Annotated in this window: 12 protein-coding genes; 11 read left to right on the forward strand and 1 reads right to left on the reverse strand. The window is 40.2% G+C overall.

Going from position 1 to position 17,495, the window contains the following annotated elements; genetic code table 11:
- Positions 1-4: 4 nt before the first annotated feature.
- Both ACN9MR_RS06470 and ACN9MR_RS06475 read left to right on the forward strand, forming a co-directional pair.
- Positions 5-742, forward strand: coding sequence for an SDR family oxidoreductase (locus ACN9MR_RS06470; RefSeq protein WP_426328792.1), 738 nt, complete (start codon positions 5-7; stop codon positions 740-742).
- A gap of 19 nt (positions 743-761) precedes the next feature.
- Positions 762-1,676 (forward strand): helix-turn-helix domain-containing protein, encoded by a 915-nt coding sequence (locus ACN9MR_RS06475; RefSeq protein ID WP_426328793.1) that lies wholly within the window; start codon positions 762-764, stop codon positions 1,674-1,676.
- Between the two features lie 259 nt (positions 1,677-1,935).
- On the opposite strand, the gene ACN9MR_RS06480 is transcribed toward ACN9MR_RS06475, so the two are convergent.
- Positions 1,936-2,877, reverse strand: coding sequence for a Dyp-type peroxidase (locus tag ACN9MR_RS06480; protein ID WP_426328794.1), 942 nt, complete (start codon positions 2,875-2,877; stop codon positions 1,936-1,938).
- A gap of 262 nt (positions 2,878-3,139) precedes the next feature.
- Here ACN9MR_RS06480 and fdhD point away from each other — a divergent pair, with 262 nt between their 5' ends.
- The 9 genes from fdhD to ACN9MR_RS06525 all read left to right on the forward strand — a co-directional run bounded on the left by fdhD (position 3,140) and on the right by ACN9MR_RS06525 (position 17,171).
- The gene (fdhD, locus tag ACN9MR_RS06485) at positions 3,140-4,018 is read left to right on the forward strand and encodes a formate dehydrogenase accessory sulfurtransferase FdhD (RefSeq protein ID WP_426328795.1); all 879 of its coding nucleotides are present in this window, start codon (positions 3,140-3,142) and stop codon (positions 4,016-4,018) included.
- Positions 4,008-4,358 carry a DUF7009 family protein gene (locus tag ACN9MR_RS06490; RefSeq protein WP_426328796.1) on the forward strand — a complete coding sequence of 117 codons (351 nt, stop codon included), beginning with the start codon at positions 4,008-4,010 and terminating at the stop codon, positions 4,356-4,358. The genes fdhD and ACN9MR_RS06490 overlap by 11 nt, the downstream gene beginning before the upstream one ends.
- A 3-nt stretch (positions 4,359-4,361) precedes the next feature.
- Entirely contained in the window at positions 4,362-6,719 is a 2,358-nt protein-coding gene (locus ACN9MR_RS06495) for an FdhF/YdeP family oxidoreductase (protein WP_426328797.1), read from the forward strand.
- A 63-nt stretch (positions 6,720-6,782) separates the two neighbouring features.
- Complete coding sequence (locus ACN9MR_RS06500; protein ID WP_426328798.1) at positions 6,783-7,700, forward strand: bestrophin family protein; 918 nt, start codon at positions 6,783-6,785, stop codon at positions 7,698-7,700.
- A 254-nt stretch (positions 7,701-7,954) separates the two neighbouring features.
- Positions 7,955-11,263 carry a SusC/RagA family TonB-linked outer membrane protein gene (locus tag ACN9MR_RS06505; protein ID WP_426328799.1) on the forward strand — a complete coding sequence of 1,103 codons (3,309 nt, stop codon included), beginning with the start codon at positions 7,955-7,957 and terminating at the stop codon, positions 11,261-11,263.
- A 24-nt stretch (positions 11,264-11,287) separates the two neighbouring features.
- Positions 11,288-13,069 carry a RagB/SusD family nutrient uptake outer membrane protein gene (locus ACN9MR_RS06510; protein WP_426328800.1) on the forward strand — a complete coding sequence of 594 codons (1,782 nt, stop codon included), beginning with the start codon at positions 11,288-11,290 and terminating at the stop codon, positions 13,067-13,069.
- A gap of 25 nt (positions 13,070-13,094) precedes the next feature.
- Entirely contained in the window at positions 13,095-13,934 is an 840-nt protein-coding gene (locus ACN9MR_RS06515) for an endonuclease/exonuclease/phosphatase family protein (protein WP_426328801.1), read from the forward strand.
- Between the two features lie 147 nt (positions 13,935-14,081).
- Complete coding sequence (gene abc-f, locus ACN9MR_RS06520) at positions 14,082-15,716, forward strand: ribosomal protection-like ABC-F family protein (protein WP_426328802.1); 1,635 nt, start codon at positions 14,082-14,084, stop codon at positions 15,714-15,716.
- A gap of 447 nt (positions 15,717-16,163) precedes the next feature.
- A complete protein-coding gene (locus tag ACN9MR_RS06525) occupies positions 16,164-17,171 on the forward strand; it encodes an IS110 family transposase (protein WP_426328803.1) in 1,008 nt (335 codons plus the stop codon).
- Positions 17,172-17,495: the final 324 nt, after the last annotated feature.

Consider the following 17,495-nt stretch of genomic DNA (forward strand, 5'->3'; position numbering starts at 1 on the left):
AACAATGCAAAATATTAAAGGAAAAATAATTGCTATCACAGGTGCAAGCAGCGGAATGGGTAAAGCCATTGCAATAGAATTAGCAAAAAACGGTGCAAAGGTTGTTTTGGGGGCGAGGCGAACAGAACAATTACTACAAATTGTTGACGAAATTAAAAGCAAAGGTGGTGAAGCCACCTTTGCTCAAATCAATGTGAAGAATAAAGCCGATCTAGTTCGTTTGGTAAATGAAGCAGTTGAGCAATACGGAAAATTAGACGTGATTGTAAACAACGCAGGCGTCAGTCAATTAAGTCGCATTGATGAATTGGATATTGAAGGTTGGGAAGAAATGATCGATGTTAACCTCAAAGGCGTTTTGTATGGGATGGCAGCTGCGATTCCTGTTTTTAAACAACAACAATCAGGGCATATCGTCAATATCATTTCAACTTCAGGAATAAAGATTGTGCCCATGCAAGGCGTTTATGCAGGAACTAAAAATGCCATTCGCACTATTGCAGAAGCGTTTCGTCAGGAGTCGGACGGAAACATACGCATTACAGGCATTTCGCCCGGATTAGTGAAAACAGATTTTGCGAACAACATCAAAAACGAAGAAATGAAAACAGCTGTTCAACGGGGAATGGAACAAATTGCTATAGATCCCATAGCCATTGCCAATGCTGTAATTTATGCTGTAAGCCAACCTATGGGGGTTGAAATTGGGGATATTGTTATTCGTCCGTCAAAACAAAATTGATTAAATTCGTAAACGAAAAATGAAACAACAATCCAACATCAATCACATTGAAAGTATATCGCAACTGGTGCGGGTATTGGGACTTCCTGCGCCATTGCATCCGTTGATTACATTGGTTGATTACAATAATGTTTCGATTGAGCGGTTTCCAAAAGGACAAAAAGTGAGTCTTGATTTTTACAAAATTTCCTTTAAGCCTACATTCACGGGACAAATAAAATACGGACAAGGCCATTACGATTTTGAAGAAGGTGGATTAGCATTTTTGAAGCCGAAACAAATCGTTTTTTCACCCGAAGAAACTGAAAGCTATGAAGGGATCGCTTTGTATTTCCATCCGGATTTTATCCGAAATTATCCGTTAGGAAAAACAATAAATCAGTATGGCTTTTTCTCTTACGATGTTTCAGAAGCCTTATTTTTATCAGAAAAGGAAAAAGAAATTATAGCCGGTTTATTTGCTGCAATAGCCGATGAATTAGATAACAACATTGACCACTTCAGCCAGGATGTTTTGGTGTCGCAAATAGAATTGTTATTGAATTACAGCAATCGTTTTTACAATAGACAATTTATTACGAGGAGAGCGATCAATCACGAAATCATAACTTCTTTAGACAAACTTTTAAACAACTATTTAGAAGATACAAACAACCTGAAAGACGGTTTGCCATCCGTAAGATACATCAGTACGGAATTAAAGCTATCGCAGCGCTATTTGAGTGATATGTTGAGCTCATTGACAGGACTAAACACACAACAATACATCCAGAACGCAATTATAGAAAAAGCTAAAGAAAAATTATCAACGACAAATCTTTCCGTTTCGGAAATTGCTTATGAACTGGGCTTTGAACATTCACAATCGTTCAGCAAACTTTTCAAGATAAAGACGAATGTTTCACCTTTGGAGTTCAGACATTCGTTTAATTAAAAGGGGACAGGATGCTTATATGAAGCATTTTTTCCAGATTCAACATTAGCTATTTTATTGATTTTTTTTCTTCTTAAAATCTATTTGTTTGGCGCTGATTTTTCTCCTGCTTTCCTCAATTTTACAAGGTTACCATACGCTGTCATTTTATTATCTAGTTCTACAATTCTCTGTACTGTTAATGACACCGGATTTTTAAAGCAGCTCTGAAAAGAGCTGCTTTTTTTGTTTTATAGCGCTGAGTATTAATAAGAATTCTCTACATGCCTTCTTCAGCATAAGCCTGTAACATCGTAAGGCTTGGTGCAAAATATAAGGTGCCTGTGTGTGGAGTGCTAAAATCGAGGATCCGATCTGAATTGCCAGGCGGATAGCCAATAAACATTCTTGTTAACATTTCTTTAACGGTACTGAAATTTTTAGAATAAGCAATAAAGTAGGTACCGACCTCACCCTTTGAAGGATGTCCGAACGGCATATTGTCTCTGATTATTTTAAGGTCATTACCGTCTTTGTCCTCAATTCCTGCAAGGGCACTATGGGAGTTGCTGGGTTTTACATCATCAGTCATTTCGATGTCGCTCATTTTATACCGACCAATTACCTTCTCCTGATCTTCCGTTGAAAGTGCTTCCCAGTTTTTCATTTCATGTAGATATTTTTGCACAAAAAGGTAACTCCCGTTTTTATATGCTGCGTCCTCCTCTCCGACGAGGGCGAAAAAAGGCCTTTCATCACCAATTGGATTTTCCGTTCCATCAACAAAACCCAGAATCGAACGGCCATCCCAGTACCTGAATCCATGTACCTCCTCCAGGCAATCGGCAACTGGCAGCATGATGCTGGCAATGTCACTCGCCATATCAAAACATATTGCCATGTCAAGCGCCCGAAGATGGATATGGATATCTCCCGGAGTGGATACTGCAGTATGTTTTGCGCCGATAATTGGCTCGAAATTACAAAGTTCCTTAGGAGGAGGCAAAGGTAACCCCAGTTCTGCCCAGGCCGAAAAGCCCACACCCAGTACACAGCTCGTTCTTCCTTTTACCACCCTAATGGCATAGGAACGGTTCATGTTCTCTACCAGTGCACAAAGCCTTTTGAAGGCAGGCCTGATAGCTGCCCCTTCTTTAAATTTCCAAACCGTAAAAATGGTATTGTTGTTCGGATAGTCTGTTACGTTTTGAGATTGATTCACAGTTATATTTTTAAGCATTTAGTCTGACTGGTATTCCTTCTTTCTTTTGTTTGAAGTTAAATATAATTAAATTTAATTGTTTCGGAATGGCAAGACTCAACAAATAAGGCGCGCTTTATCGTTGTAAAATCATATAGCTATAGCTGCATGCTTAGCAGGCTTGGACACGCTGCTGGCTTAATAATTATATCGTGAAATAACAATTGCTTTGTATTCAAAATAACTATATTTAGTGTTAATTTCTGACTTTACCACTATTGTTATGAGGGATGTTCCATCCGTTTCGATTAAGCACCTACCTGTCAATAAAGTTTCAGGTTTCATCGCTTCACCTTCATTGGATATATTATCAGTAGAGGAGCCACTCGAAATTAGAATAGTATATGGGCCGGCCGGGAACCGGGTTGAAAAGAATATTTCCATCACCATGCGCACACCCGGAAATGACCTGGAACTTGCTCTTGGTTTTTTGTTTACAGAAGGTATAATTTCTTCACATGGAAATGTTAAAGCCATCGGCCACATATCCATGCCCTGTGAACTGCAAAAAGAAAATGTTGTTCGTGTGGAACTGATAGAAGGATTTAAGCCCAATCTTTTGCAATCGGACAGGAATTTTTATACAACCTCAAGCTGTGGGGTTTGTGGTAAGGGGTCTATACAATCCATTAGAACAGTAAGTCCCTATTCAAATTCAGTTCAACAACAAGAGATGCGTTTATCTCCAGATGTGTTTTACAGCTTGCCCGAAAAATTGAGACTGGCACAAAGCAATTTTGCAGCAACTGGTGGTATCCATGCTTCAGGTCTTTTTACCATAGAAGGGGAATTGGTATTACTTTGTGAAGACGTGGGGCGTCATAATGCATTGGATAAGCTAATCGGTACTGCGCTAAGTAAGAATATGCTTCCCCTAAATCAATTTATATTGCTTTTGAGCGGTAGGGCCAGCTTTGAACTCATCCAGAAAGCAGCAATGGCTGGAATTTCGATTGTTGCCGCAATTGGTGCTCCATCAAGCCTCGCCGTAGAATTGGCCAATGAGTTCGATATTACATTGCTTGGTTTTCTTCGAAACGACAGATTTAACATATATACCACTAACGATCAGATATTAATCCCAACATCGCATGAAAATTAGAATTAAAGGCAATTCATTAAGATATAGATTAACCAAATCCGAAGTCGAGGCGCTGGGTACGCTTGGGTTTCTCTCCGAAAGTTCCCATTTTATGAGCAAAACATTGGAATACGCCATAACAACAACAAGTAACGGCAACCTAAGTGCCGATTTTATAGATAACCGTATCGTGCTGAATATGCCCGAGAAAATGGTGGAAGAACTGGTTAATACAGACAAGGTAGGATTTAGTGAGCTCAGCGGACCTGTTAGCTTGTTGATAGAAAAGGACTTTACCTGCCTCGATAATGTAGAAGAGGATCAAAGCGACAATTACCCCAATCCCCATTTAAACAGTTAAGGTATGGAGAACGATAAAAAAGAACCTGCTGCAGAAAATCCATATAAATTGTTAGATCTTAAGCTAACACCGGTAAAAACATGGGCTGCAGGCATACCTGCAGTATTGGCTGCATTTGGTGATCTGATTGAAGAAAAAACACTTGTAAGAGGGACAAAGGCATTATTTAAAATGAACCAGGCTGGCGGCTTCGACTGTCCAAGCTGTGCCTGGCCGGATCCGGATGATGAACGGTCTCCATTGGGAGAATATTGTGAAAATGGTGCAAAGGCACTTGCCGAAGAGGCTACCACTAAAAAGGTTACTACGGCATTTTTTAAGGGAAATTCTGTTTTTGACCTGGCAAAGCTGGATGATTTTACCATAGGGAAAATGGGGAGGTTAACCGAACCGATGTATCTGCCACAGGGGGGCACGCACTATCAACCCATTTCCTGGGATGATGCATTCTCGAAAATTGCAGCTCATCTGAATGCGTTGGAAACCCCAGATGAGGCAACATTTTATACCTCGGGAAGAACGAGTAATGAAGCATCATTTCTTTACCAGTTATTTGCGAAAGAATATGGGACCAACAATATGCCCGATTGTTCCAATATGTGCCACGAAACATCAGGTACTGCACTACGCCCCACAATTGGCATTGGAAAGGGAACCGTAAAACTCGAAGATTTCTACGATACCGATGTAGTTGTGATCGTAGGCCAAAATCCGGGAACCAATGCACCGAGGATGATGAGTGCCCTCGAAAAATGTAAAAAGAACGGTGGCAAGATCATTGCCATAAATCCTTTGCCTGAAGCAGGATTAATGGGGTTCCGGAACCCTCAGGAGGTAAGTGGTGTGCTGGGTAATGGGGGAAAACTCGCAGATATTTACCTGCCTGTAAAAATAAATGGCGATATGGCCCTTTTAAAAGCGATTGAACTACTTCTGCTTGAGTTTGAAAGGAAATCTCCGGGAGCGGTATTCGACCAAGATTTTATTGCCGAAAAAACAGTTGGGTATGATGCTTTTATCGAGCAGTTCGAAACCTATAAGTTAGCAGAACTTGCAAAGGAATCTGGTGTTTCTGCAGCATTGATTTACGATGCGGCACAAATGCTGGCATTTAAAAAAAGAATTATTATCTGCTGGGGAATGGGAATCACCCAACAGCCCAATGGAGTAGCTATGATTAAGGAAATGCTTAACATCCTGTTGTTAAAAGGTAGTATCGGTAAGCCTGGGGCAGGTGTTTGCCCTGTGCGTGGGCACAGTAATGTTCAGGGAAACAGGACCATGATGATTGATGAAAAACCTACAGATGCTCAACTCGACCGTCTTCAGGATTTTTATGGTTTTAATCCTCCCCGTAAGCATGGGTACGACGTGGTGAGGGCAATCAAAGCCATGCATGAAGGGAAACTAAAAGTCTTATTCTGTTTGGGAGGGAATTTTCTATCAGCAACACCAGATACAAACTATACCGCCAATGCGGTACGAAAACTTAATTTAATTGTTTCCGTATCTACAAAACTCAACCGTAGCCATCTGGTTCATGGAAAAGAATCCATTATATTGCCAACATTATCACGGAGCGATATTGATATGGTAAATGGTGTGCATCAGTTTATCACTACAGAAAACTCTATGGGGGTAGTACAGTCATCAAAGGGAATGTTGAAACCGGTATCAGACAATCTTATCAATGAAACACAGATAGTATGCCGTATGGCCATGGCAACTTTAGGCGATAAATCGGTCATCAACTGGAAACGTTACGCAGAAAGTTACGATGCGGTAAGGGACGACATTGAAAAATGTATCCCCGGTTTTGAAAACTACAATGAAAAAGTTAGGCGTAAGGAAGGATTTTATCTACCTAATCTTGCAAGGGATGGGAAATTTATTACAAAGGATTTTGGAGAAAAAGCGCCGTTTACATTAACCAGTCTGCCTCAAAACACTCTGGAAGATGGGGAATATATGATGGCTACCACTCGTACACACGACCAGTTTAATACCACTATCTATGGGCTTGATGATCGGTACCGGGGCATAAAGAATGAACGTAGGGTAGTGTTTATGAACCAGAATGACATTGATAGTGCGGGGCTCAAAGCGGGCGATAAGGTAGACTTATTCAACTATGATGATGGAATAGAGCGGATAGCTCCATTGTTTATTATTGTTTCCTATCAGATTCCTGAAAAAAATGCCGTTACCTATTTCCCGGAAACAAATGTGCTAGTGGGTATTAACAATGTGGTTAAAGAAAGCAATATGCCCGCATCGAAATATGTAAAGATCAGGATCAAAAAACATGATCCCGAGATATATGAAAGAGTGAAAAAACTTGAACAGACGGTTCAGGTATAAAAGAAAAGAAATAGACGGGGGCGACCACATTATAAATAAAGATGCTTAAAGCCAAAATGCTGTATGATAATTAGAAATAAGGAAAACTGGTTCAAAATGCTGTTCGTTTGGCATGGTTCTGTTCTTCCAAAGCTGCTTCCCAGACTCTCATTACTTTTTGTTTTGTCAGTTGGCGTTGTATTCTTTAATGGTAAAATCTTTTCCTTCAAAATCCCTTTAAATCCAACACCTTTAACCTTATTTGGTTTTGTGCTCGCACTGTTCCTCGGTTTCCGTAACAATGTTAGTTATGATAGATTTTGGGAAGCGCGGAAACTCTGGGGAGCCCTATTGAATTGCACGCGTTCATTGGCCCGACAGGTACTGACGCTTCCGGAACCCCCAATCGACAGATCACTTTCGCAGCAATTTATTGATCTTCTCGTCTCTTTTGCCTATGCCCTCAAACATCAGCTAAGGGATACAGATCCGCAACAGGACCTTAAAGCACGGCTTAGCGAAACATACTATAATTTTATTATCTCTACAAAGTATAAACCTGTTATGATTACGAAACTCATGAGCGAATGGGTAGCTGATGCACACCGGACTGGCTGCATTGACACTATACAGCAGATGAGATTCGATGAAAACCTTGATAAACTAGCAGAGATTGTTGGTGGATGTGAACGTATTATTTCTACCCCCATTCCTTATAGTTATCGGGTATTATTGCACCGTACTGTCTATTTGTACTGTTTTATGTTGCCCTTCGGGCTGGTTGATAGCCTCCAATGGCTTACCCCGTTTATCGTAGCTTTTATTGCCTATACTTTTGTAGCCTTTGAGGCCATTGCAGATGAGATAGAGCAGCCTTTCGGCATGGCATCAAACGATCTCGCGCTAAATGCAATGTGCCTGATGATCGAAACCACTTTGAAGGAATTGAACGGTGAAGAAATTTCTGGGAGCATCATTCCGAAAAACGTCATTATCGATTGATGATTATTTACCCCTGTGTTCTACGCTATTTGTAGGCTCAACCTTAACCAAGCTTTTGCTATAAAGGAGTATCTCGCAGTTTTTGGAAATTGGGATGACTCACTTTTGCCATTCATCACCTAATTCGTTTCGGCTTTAAAAATTAAAGTAAGTTAATATAGTGTTTACATAGGTGGAGTAGCTTTGCCAGCATTCTAAGGGACCGAGAATATAAACTAAAACGGTTTAGGACCGATTACTAATTTTTAATTAACATGAAAAAACCTTTACTGCTTAAGCGGAAGTTTTTGCTATGCGCGTCATTGGCAAGTGTATTATCCGGTGTAATCTCAGTACCTGCAAACGCTGCGATTTATTGGGGTAATGCAGTGCATTCTATAAAAAAGCAAGGCACAGGAACCATCAGTGGTAAGATCGTTGATGAAAAGGGCGACCCACTTTCTAGTGCAAGCATACTGATCAAGGAATTAAATAAAGTTGTACAAAGCAAGCCTGATGGTAGCTTTAGCGTAAATGTTCCGGACGGAACCTATAATATTCAGGTAAGTTTCATTTCTTACACGGCTGTAACCTTAAATAAAGTTGTAGCGAAAAGCAACGAAACAATCACACTAAATGTAACCCTTAAAGGAGAGACTGGAAGTTTAAATGAGGTGATTGTTGTGGGATATGGCACACAGAAGAGAGAAAATGCAACCGGGGCGGTTGATCAGATTACGTCTAAGAGCATTGAGAACAGGCCGATTACCAACCTTACACAGGGGCTTCAGGGACTTCTTCCAAATCTAAATCTGAAAATGATGGACGGTAAGCCTACACAGTCACCAAGCTATAATATCAGGGGTACAACTTCTATCGGTCAGGGTGGAAATGCACTGATCCTTATTGACGGTTTTGAGGGAGATCCTAGTTTGCTTAACCCTAATGACGTTGAAAGTGTCTCCATCTTAAAGGATGCTGCCTCTGCGGCCATTTATGGTGCAAGAGGCGTTTTTGGGGTTGTGCTGATCACGACTAAAAAAGCTGAAAAAGGACGCACAAGTATTTCATATTCATCCAACTATGCTATAAAAAGCCCATTACAGGTTCCAGATTATGTAACTGATGGCTACACCTGGGCAAAAATGTTTGCCGAAGCTTTTGTAAATGGTGATGGTGCTTTTCCTCAAAATGCGAACAAAACCCAGAAATTCTCGCAAGCATACCTGGATGAATTTAAGAAGAGGGCAGAATCTGGTCAGTCTTACAATCAGATTGAGGTTAACCCAACTACAGGAGAGTACACTTATTATGGTAGCACTGATTATTATGCCGAATTGTATAAAAAGAATACTGCTGCCTTTGAAAATAACCTGTCGGTAAGTGGCGGTGGTGATAAAGCTTCGTTTCTGGTTTCAGGCCGTTTTTTAAATCAGGACGGTTTGTTTAGATATAACAGCGATGATTATGATATGAAAAATATCCGGGCAAGAGGTTCTGTTCAGGTTTTTCCATGGCTGAGTATCGAAAACAATGCCGATTACTCTGTAATGAATTATCACAATCCAATTAACGTTGGTGAGGGTGGTGGTATATGGCGGAACATTGCCGATGAAGGAAAACCAACAATGCCTTTATTTAATCCAGATGGATCATTAACTTTTGCATCTGCCTATACCATAGGTGATTTTATCTATGGGAAGAACGGGATTGATACCCGACGCCAGGTTTTTAGGAATATTACGGGCTTAAGGAGCAATTTTTTAAACAATAAATTAAGGATAAATGCCGATTTTACCTTCCGCAATACCAATAACGATATCGAACAGAAAAGAGTGCAGGTACCTTATAGCAATGTACGCGGGGTAACGGCTTACGTGGGCACAACCACTAACGATCTGTTGTTCGATAAGCGTGAAACCAATTACCTTGCCACTAATATTTATGCTGAGTTCGAAAACCGTTTCGGTGCCGATCATTATTTAAAAGTAATGGCAGGTTACAACTATGAGCAATCTACTTATAACCGTATTGCCATTCAGCGTAATGGGATAATTTTCGAAGACGCCACAGACCTCAACCTTGCTTTGGGGCAATCAATCAATACAGGCGGAGGTTATGAACAGTGGGCAATTTTGGGCGGTTTCTCCAGATTAAATTACGCTTTTAAAGATCGTTACCTAGTAGAAGTGAATGCACGCTATGATGGTTCATCAAAATTCCCTTCAAATCAGCGTTATGGATTTTTTCCTTCAGTTTCAGCAGGATGGAGAATCAATAAAGAGCCTTTCTGGAAAGTGTCTGATAAATTTATTTCCGATTTAAAATTAAGGGCTTCTTACGGATCTCTTGGAAATGGTAATATTGCTTCTTATGCATTTCAGGAGATCTTTAATATCAGTCAATCTAATGTTATTCTGAATGGCGTTAAGCCACAAACAACAAGGATTCCGGCGGTACTGCCAGACGGCTTAACCTGGGAAACCTCTACAACGACCAACTTTGGCTTAGACCTGACCATGCTTTCAGGACGTTTGACTTTCACTGGAGATGCTTATATCCGTAAAACTACTGATATGTTTACTTTTGGCCTTACGCCACCTGCCGTGTTTGGTGCCGATGTTCCCAAAGGCAACTATGCAGACTTAACAACCAGAGGCTGGGAAGTTTCGGTAGGTTGGAATGATCGGATTGGAAGGTCGGATAAGCCCTTTAGATATAATGTGAGGCTAACCCTCTCTGATAACAAAACCAAGATCGATAAATACAATAATCCGGATAAGTTACTAAGCGATTACTATGAAGGGCAGACTTTGGGGGAAATCTGGGGTTATGAAACCGAAGGTTTCTTTATTGATGATGCCGACATAGCAACTCACGCCAAACAGGATCCACAGATGAGAGCATCCCCAACCGGTAAATGGTTCCCTGGCGATATCAAACTTAAAGACCTGAATGGAGATGGTTTTATCAACGTAGGTGAGAATAAAGTAGGCAAATCAGGTGATAGAAGAATCATCGGTAACTCCGCACCGAGATACCTTTACGGTATTAATCTGGGTGCAGATTGGCATAATATTTCATTTTCTGTATTCTTCCAAGGTGTAGGCAAACAACAATGGTACCCAAGCACAGAAACAGAAATGTTCTGGGGGCAGTATAACAGGCCATACAATAACATACCGACTTTTCATTTGGGCAATATGTGGACACCACAAAATACCGATGCCTATTTCCCAAGAACAATGTCGAGGGCTGCATCAAGCAATACCAATCGTACACTTGGCGTGGCGCAAACGAGATATCTGCAGAATGTTGCTTACCTAAGGATGAAAAACCTTCAGTTGGGATATAACCTGCCAAGCAAATGGATAAATAAGATCGGTGCGCGCAGTGCGAAGGTATTTTTCTCAGGTGAAAATCTATTTACCTACTCGCCGATGTATAAGATTGTAAAACATACCATCGATGTAGAAAATGCAGTGCCTTCAGATCAGGACCTGAATCCAAACAGTACAAATGGTGATGGCTATAACTACCCTTTAATGAAGTCTTATTCCTTTGGACTAAATATTGGTTTTTAAGCTGTTGATTACTAAATAATAGAAATGATGAAAAAACAATATATCTGGATTCTTTTGGCTTGCCTAGCTTTGGCAGCCTGCAAAAAGTTAGATCAGCAACCAGAATCCACAGCAACTAAAAAAGCGGTGTTCGGTACAGAGAACGGGCTTAAATTATATACCAATTCCTTTTATGGTATGGATTTTCTTCCCAAAAACTCAACCAGCCAGGACGCCATGTCCGATTATCTTGCGGTTAAATCTGTACCTGATTTTATCCGGCAGGGTGGTTTTGCCGCCAATAATAGCTCTGGCTGGACCTGGAGAGATTTAAGGAACATTAATTATTTTATTGAAAACTGTAACGATCCCGCAGTGTCAGCAACGGTTCGCAATAACTACTTGGGGATAGCGCGTTATTTCCGTGCTTATTTTTATATGGAAAAGGTAAAGCGTTTTGGCGATGTTCCCTGGATCAACAAGCCCTTAGATATTGATGATCCGGCATTAAATGCAGGCAGAAATAAAAGAGAGCTGGTAATGGATTCAGTATTGGCCGATATCAATTTTGCCTGTGCAAACATTCTGGCTACCAATGATGCCAGTAGAACCACGATTACCAAATGGGTAGCCTATGCTTACAAATCCCGGATCTGTCTTTTTGAAGGTACCTATAGGAAATATCATACCGAGTTAAATTTGGGTGCAACTGCAAACAAATGGCTGGAAGATGCTGCCTCAGCTGCCGATGAGATTATCAAAAAGGGTGGTTATTCACTTAATACGGCTGGAGGTGCAGGGGTATCTTATCGCCAGGTATTTACCAGCAATATGCCATTGATAAATGAAGTGCTCCAGGCGGCTGTTGCTGATGTTAACCTTGGCGTATTAAATGAGGCCAATTGGTGGTGGACCAGTGGTACCTATGGTGCAAAAGCAAGCTTTACCCGCACCTTTATTAATACTTTCCTGAAACTGGATGGTACACCGTATACCAACGATCCGGGTTATAGTACAATGCTTTTTAAAGAAGAGGTAAAAAATCGTGATTTAAGATTAAAACAAACCATCCGTTTAGGCGATTATAAAAGGGTAAGTAGTGGGCAACAGGTACCTGCACCACCCGTTTTCTCTTATACCTTTACAGGTTACCAACCAATCAAATATACACTTGATGATACATACTTTGATGCAGGTGCCCTAAACACCAATGCAATTCCATTATTTCGTTATGCAGAAGTGCTGCTAAATTACGCTGAGGCAAAAGCTGAGCTAGGTACCTTAACAGACGCGGAATGGACTTTAACTATTGGTGCGCTACGATCGAGAGCGGGAATTACTGGAGGTTTAAATATCAAACCAACCTTTGCCGACCCTTATTTAACAGCCAATTATTTTCCAGGGATTACTGATGCCACTTTATTGGAAATCAGGAGAGAACGAGGTATTGAGTTGAGCCTTGAAGGACTACGTTATGCTGATTTATTGAGATGGAAAAGAGGCCCTTTGATGGAGCAAGAATGGAACGGTTTCTATGTGCCAGCTTTAAATACTCCTATGGATTTAAATGAGGATGGTATTCTGGATGTTGCATTTTATCAGGGAACACGCCCAACACCTGGAGTAGCAGGTGTAACTTATGTGGATGTTTCTGCAACCATTGGTGGTGCGACCAATTCACAATTGTTAAAGAACGGTAGTTATGGCGAACTTACCTGGATGAAAGAAATTCCACGAAAATGGAATGAGCGCAATTATTATTATCCAATTCCTTTAAGCGATCTTCAACGAAACCCTAACCTGAAACAAAATCCAGGCTGGGAATAATTTCTGATTTAACAGATAAATAAAAATGAAAATAAAATTATTATTAGCTGCAACATTATTATCCTTAACTACATTGGTGGTGAAGGCGCAGCAGATTACCATTGGTACCTTTAATATCCGTTATGATAACCCTGCTGATTCAGGTAATTTATGGGTAAACAGAGCACCTATTGTTTCTAGCCTTATCCGCTTTCATAAGTTCGATGTACTTGGAATTCAGGAAGGTTTAAAGAACCAGCTGGATGATATTTCTAATGCTCTGCCAGAATACACCCGATATGGTAAGGGAAGAGATGACGGTAAAGATGGAGGGGAACATTCTGCTATTCTTTATCGTAAAGACCGTTTTAAACTGCTTAAAAGTGGTGACTTTTGGTTATCTGAAACCCCTGATCAACCAGGGAAAGGATGGGACGCCACTTGCTGCAATAGAATTTGCTCATGGGTGTTTCTTGAAGACGTAAAAACCAAAAAGAAATTTTACACCTTTAACGTACATTATGATCACCAGGGAGTTATTGCCCGCAAGGAGAGCAGTAAACTGATCTTGAAAAAGATTGCTGAAATTGCTGGCACTGCACCCGCCTTATTAACCGGCGATTTAAATGGGGGGAGAGACAGCGAATGGTATCAGAGAATCGCAACTTCAGGTGTTTTATCAGATACACATGCAAAAGTTAAATTTCCATATGCCAATAATTCATCTTCAAATGGGTTCCGCACGCCACGTGGGCAAACCGTAATTGATCATATCTTTATGAGTAAACAATTTACAGCAACCAGGTGGGGCATTTTGACGGATACCTATTTTGGTAAATTTCCTTCAGATCATTTTCCGGTATTGGCCGAAGTTGAACTGAAATAGTAAAACTTGTTTGCCGCTGCGCTGCAGCCTAATAGTATAAAAAGGATCTCTTGTAATCGTTTAAGAGATCCTTTTTTTATGTCTCATCTTCTAGCTAAAATTTAACTGCTTTCCTTTATCTTTGCCGCGAATTTAATATTCCCAATCGTGATTAATGTAAATAATATCTCCGTTTCATTTGGCGGAACTACCCTTTTTAGCGATGTAACCTTTTCGATAAACGAGAACGATAAAATCGCCTTAATGGGTAAAAATGGTGCAGGCAAGTCGACCATTCTAAAAATTATTGCCGATGTAGCTAAACCTACTTCTGGTAGCGTAACAGGCCCGAAAGAAGCTGTGATTGCGTATTTGCCACAACATTTGCTCACTCATGATAATGTCACTGTTTTTGAGGAAACCATGAAAGCTTTTGCAGAGGTAAACCAGATGCAAAAAGAGCTTGACGAGCTGAATGAGCAACTTACTATTCGTACCGATTACGAAAGTGATGATTATATGAAGCTTATCGAACGTGTATCAGAACTGAGTGAGAAATTTTATTCGATTGAAGAAACCAATTATGATGCAGAGGTAGAGAAAGTGTTAAAAGGTTTAGGTTTCGAGCGTAAAGACTTTACGCGCCAAACGTCTGAGTTTTCGGGTGGATGGCGTATGCGTATCGAGTTGGCCAAAATTTTATTAAAGAAACCTGATCTCATCTTACTGGATGAACCTACCAACCACATGGATATCGAAAGTATTCAATGGTTGGAAGATTTCCTGATCAATTCTGCAAAAGCGGTGATGGTAATCTCGCACGACCGTACCTTTGTAGATAACATTACCAATCGTACTATTGAGGTAACCATGGGGAGGATATACGATTATAAAGCCAAATACACCCATTACCTCCAACTGCGTGCCGAGCGCCGTGTGCACCAATTGAAAGCCTACGAAGAACAACAACGTTTTATTGCCGATAATCAGGAATTTATCGATCGCTTTAGGGGAACTTATTCTAAAACCTTACAAGTGCAATCGCGTGTGAAAATGCTCGAAAAACTCGAAGTGATCGAAATCGACGAGGTGGATACATCGGCATTACGATTGAAGTTTCCTCCATCTCCACGTTCAGGTCAGTATCCGGTAATGGTAGAAGAGCTGACCAAAACTTATGGCGATCATGTGGTGTTTGAAAAAGCATCTATGGTGATCGAACGAGGAGAAAAAGTGGCTTTTGTTGGTAAAAATGGAGAAGGTAAATCGACAATGATTAAAGCTATTATGGCGGAGATCGATTTTGAAGGTAGTTTAAAAGTAGGGCACAATGCTAAAATCGGCTATTTTGCACAAAATCAGGCTGCATTACTGGATGAGAACCTAACAGTATTCGAAACTATTGATCAAATTCCGTTAAGCGATGGTTCGATAAAAATCAAAGACCTTTTGGGCGCCTTTATGTTCAGTGGCGATGATACCACAAAAAAGGTAAAGGTACTTTCTGGTGGCGAGAAAACTCGTTTGGCCATGATTAAATTGTTGTTAGAACCCGTAAATGTATTAATCCTGGATGAGCCAACTAATCATTTGGATATGAAGACCAAAGATATTATTAAAGACGCGCTGAAAGATTTTGACGGTACTTTGATTTTGGTATCGCATGACCGGGATTTCTTAGATGGATTAGTACAAAAAGTTTTTGAATTTGGCAATAAACGTGTTCGTGAACACTTTGAAGATATAAAAGGATTCTTAGCTTATAAGAAAATGAATAGCCTGAAGGAAATAGAGCAAAGTTAAATAAGCACCGAGGTCGTCAGTCTGTCTAAAGGACTCCTGTGGAGAGCGTAGTCGAAGACTTATCGAGATTGATAGATCACAAATAAATGCCCTTCGACTACGCTACCATTGACGTTATTTGCAAATCATTATTAATCAAGACTTTAGCTGCTTTAGTATTTCCATCCAGCTAGGCCATAGCACGATATCTCCGTTCTGCTTAAATCCGGCCTAACCTTTAGCTTTGAAAGCATTAATATTTTATTAGATTAATGTACTTTGCTAAGTGTTAACAACGGTAAGGGCACATTATCGGCCTAACTAAGCTTTGAGGCTTAAAATTTGATTAAATCCCTTACCGCTTGTTTTAAACATGGCATCAAATAGAAATTTGAGTTCTCAGGCTCGTTAAAAGGTGTTGATGGAGTTTAAAACGGTTAACTTTTCTTAATTAAATAGTATAAAGATATGGATTTTACTTTTTTTATCGGAATTGATGTATCAAAAGATGAATTGGACTTTGCTGTACAACGTGGCAGGGAGTTGCTCTTCCACCGCGAGGTAACTAATCAGCCCAATCAGATTAAAGCCTTTTTAAAAGAGCTGGACAAGATCCTTGGATTTAAACTCTCTAGTACTGTTTTCTGCATGGAACATACTGGGGTTTACTGTAACCACTTGTTGAATGTCCTGCATAAGAAAAATGCAAGTATATCTCTGGAGGCAGCTACACACATCAGGAACTCGCAGGGAAATATCAGAGGGAAGAACGACAAAATAGATTCAATAAGGATAGCCTCTTACGCTTATAAGAATAGGGAAGAATTGCGTTTATGGAAACCTAAGCGAGCAGTGATTCAGCAAATCAGCCATTTTAGCGCGATGAGACTTCGTTTGATAGAGGCAAAAAAGATGTTGACAGTGCCCCTTATTGAAAACGGCCCGTTTCTCAATAAGAAAGAAGCAAAGGATAACAATAGACTCTGTAGTGCAACCTTGAGGGCAATACAGGCAGATATTGAAAAAACAGAAAAGGCATTGAACAGTATCATCGATAAGGACCCGGAACTTAAAAAATTATTCGATATCATAACATCTGTAGAAGGAATAGGCCTAGTAACCGCAGTGCAGGTAATCATATCCACAAATGAGTTCAAGGATATTAACAACCCAAAGAAATTTGCCAGTTATTCAGGTGTAGCACCATTTACCGATGATTCGGGAAGGGTTGTTAAAAAAGCAAGGGTATCACATATGGCCAACAAAAAGATGAAGACCTTGCTGCACATGGCTGCACTCATAGCTATAAGGTATAATAGTGATCTGAAGAAATTCTATAAACGAAAGGTAGAGATTGAGAAAAAGAATAAAATGCTAGTAATAAATGCGATAAGAAATAAGCTCATACTCCGGATTTTTGCATGTGTTAATCAAAATAAAAAATATGAAAAAAATTATCAACGTTTAGTTGCTTAAACCATAGAAATCAAATTTTTCGGGCTGCACTGTCTAAGCCAACCCACTAGCTTCGAAAGAAAAATTTTCAGCCGGCAGTTTTTGTTTCTTTTTGATGCCAAAAAGAAAGAGCCCTTCGGCGGCGGTAGACCTGTACCGATTTTTCATCGGTAGCCGAGGCAAGACCGAGCAGTAGGAAAAGGGAAACGATTGTATGTCACTCATATTGATTTTTATACAATAAATTACCCCTCAGGGTGACATCTTTTTGTGATTTATTCTTAACTTAATGAGATTGGCTCTTAGCCCCACATTTAAAAGCAGTTCTGAAAAAGAGCTGCTTTT

The organism is Pedobacter sp. R-06 (assembly GCF_049913135.1).
In the GTDB taxonomy this organism is placed as follows: domain Bacteria; phylum Bacteroidota; class Bacteroidia; order Sphingobacteriales; family Sphingobacteriaceae; genus Pedobacter.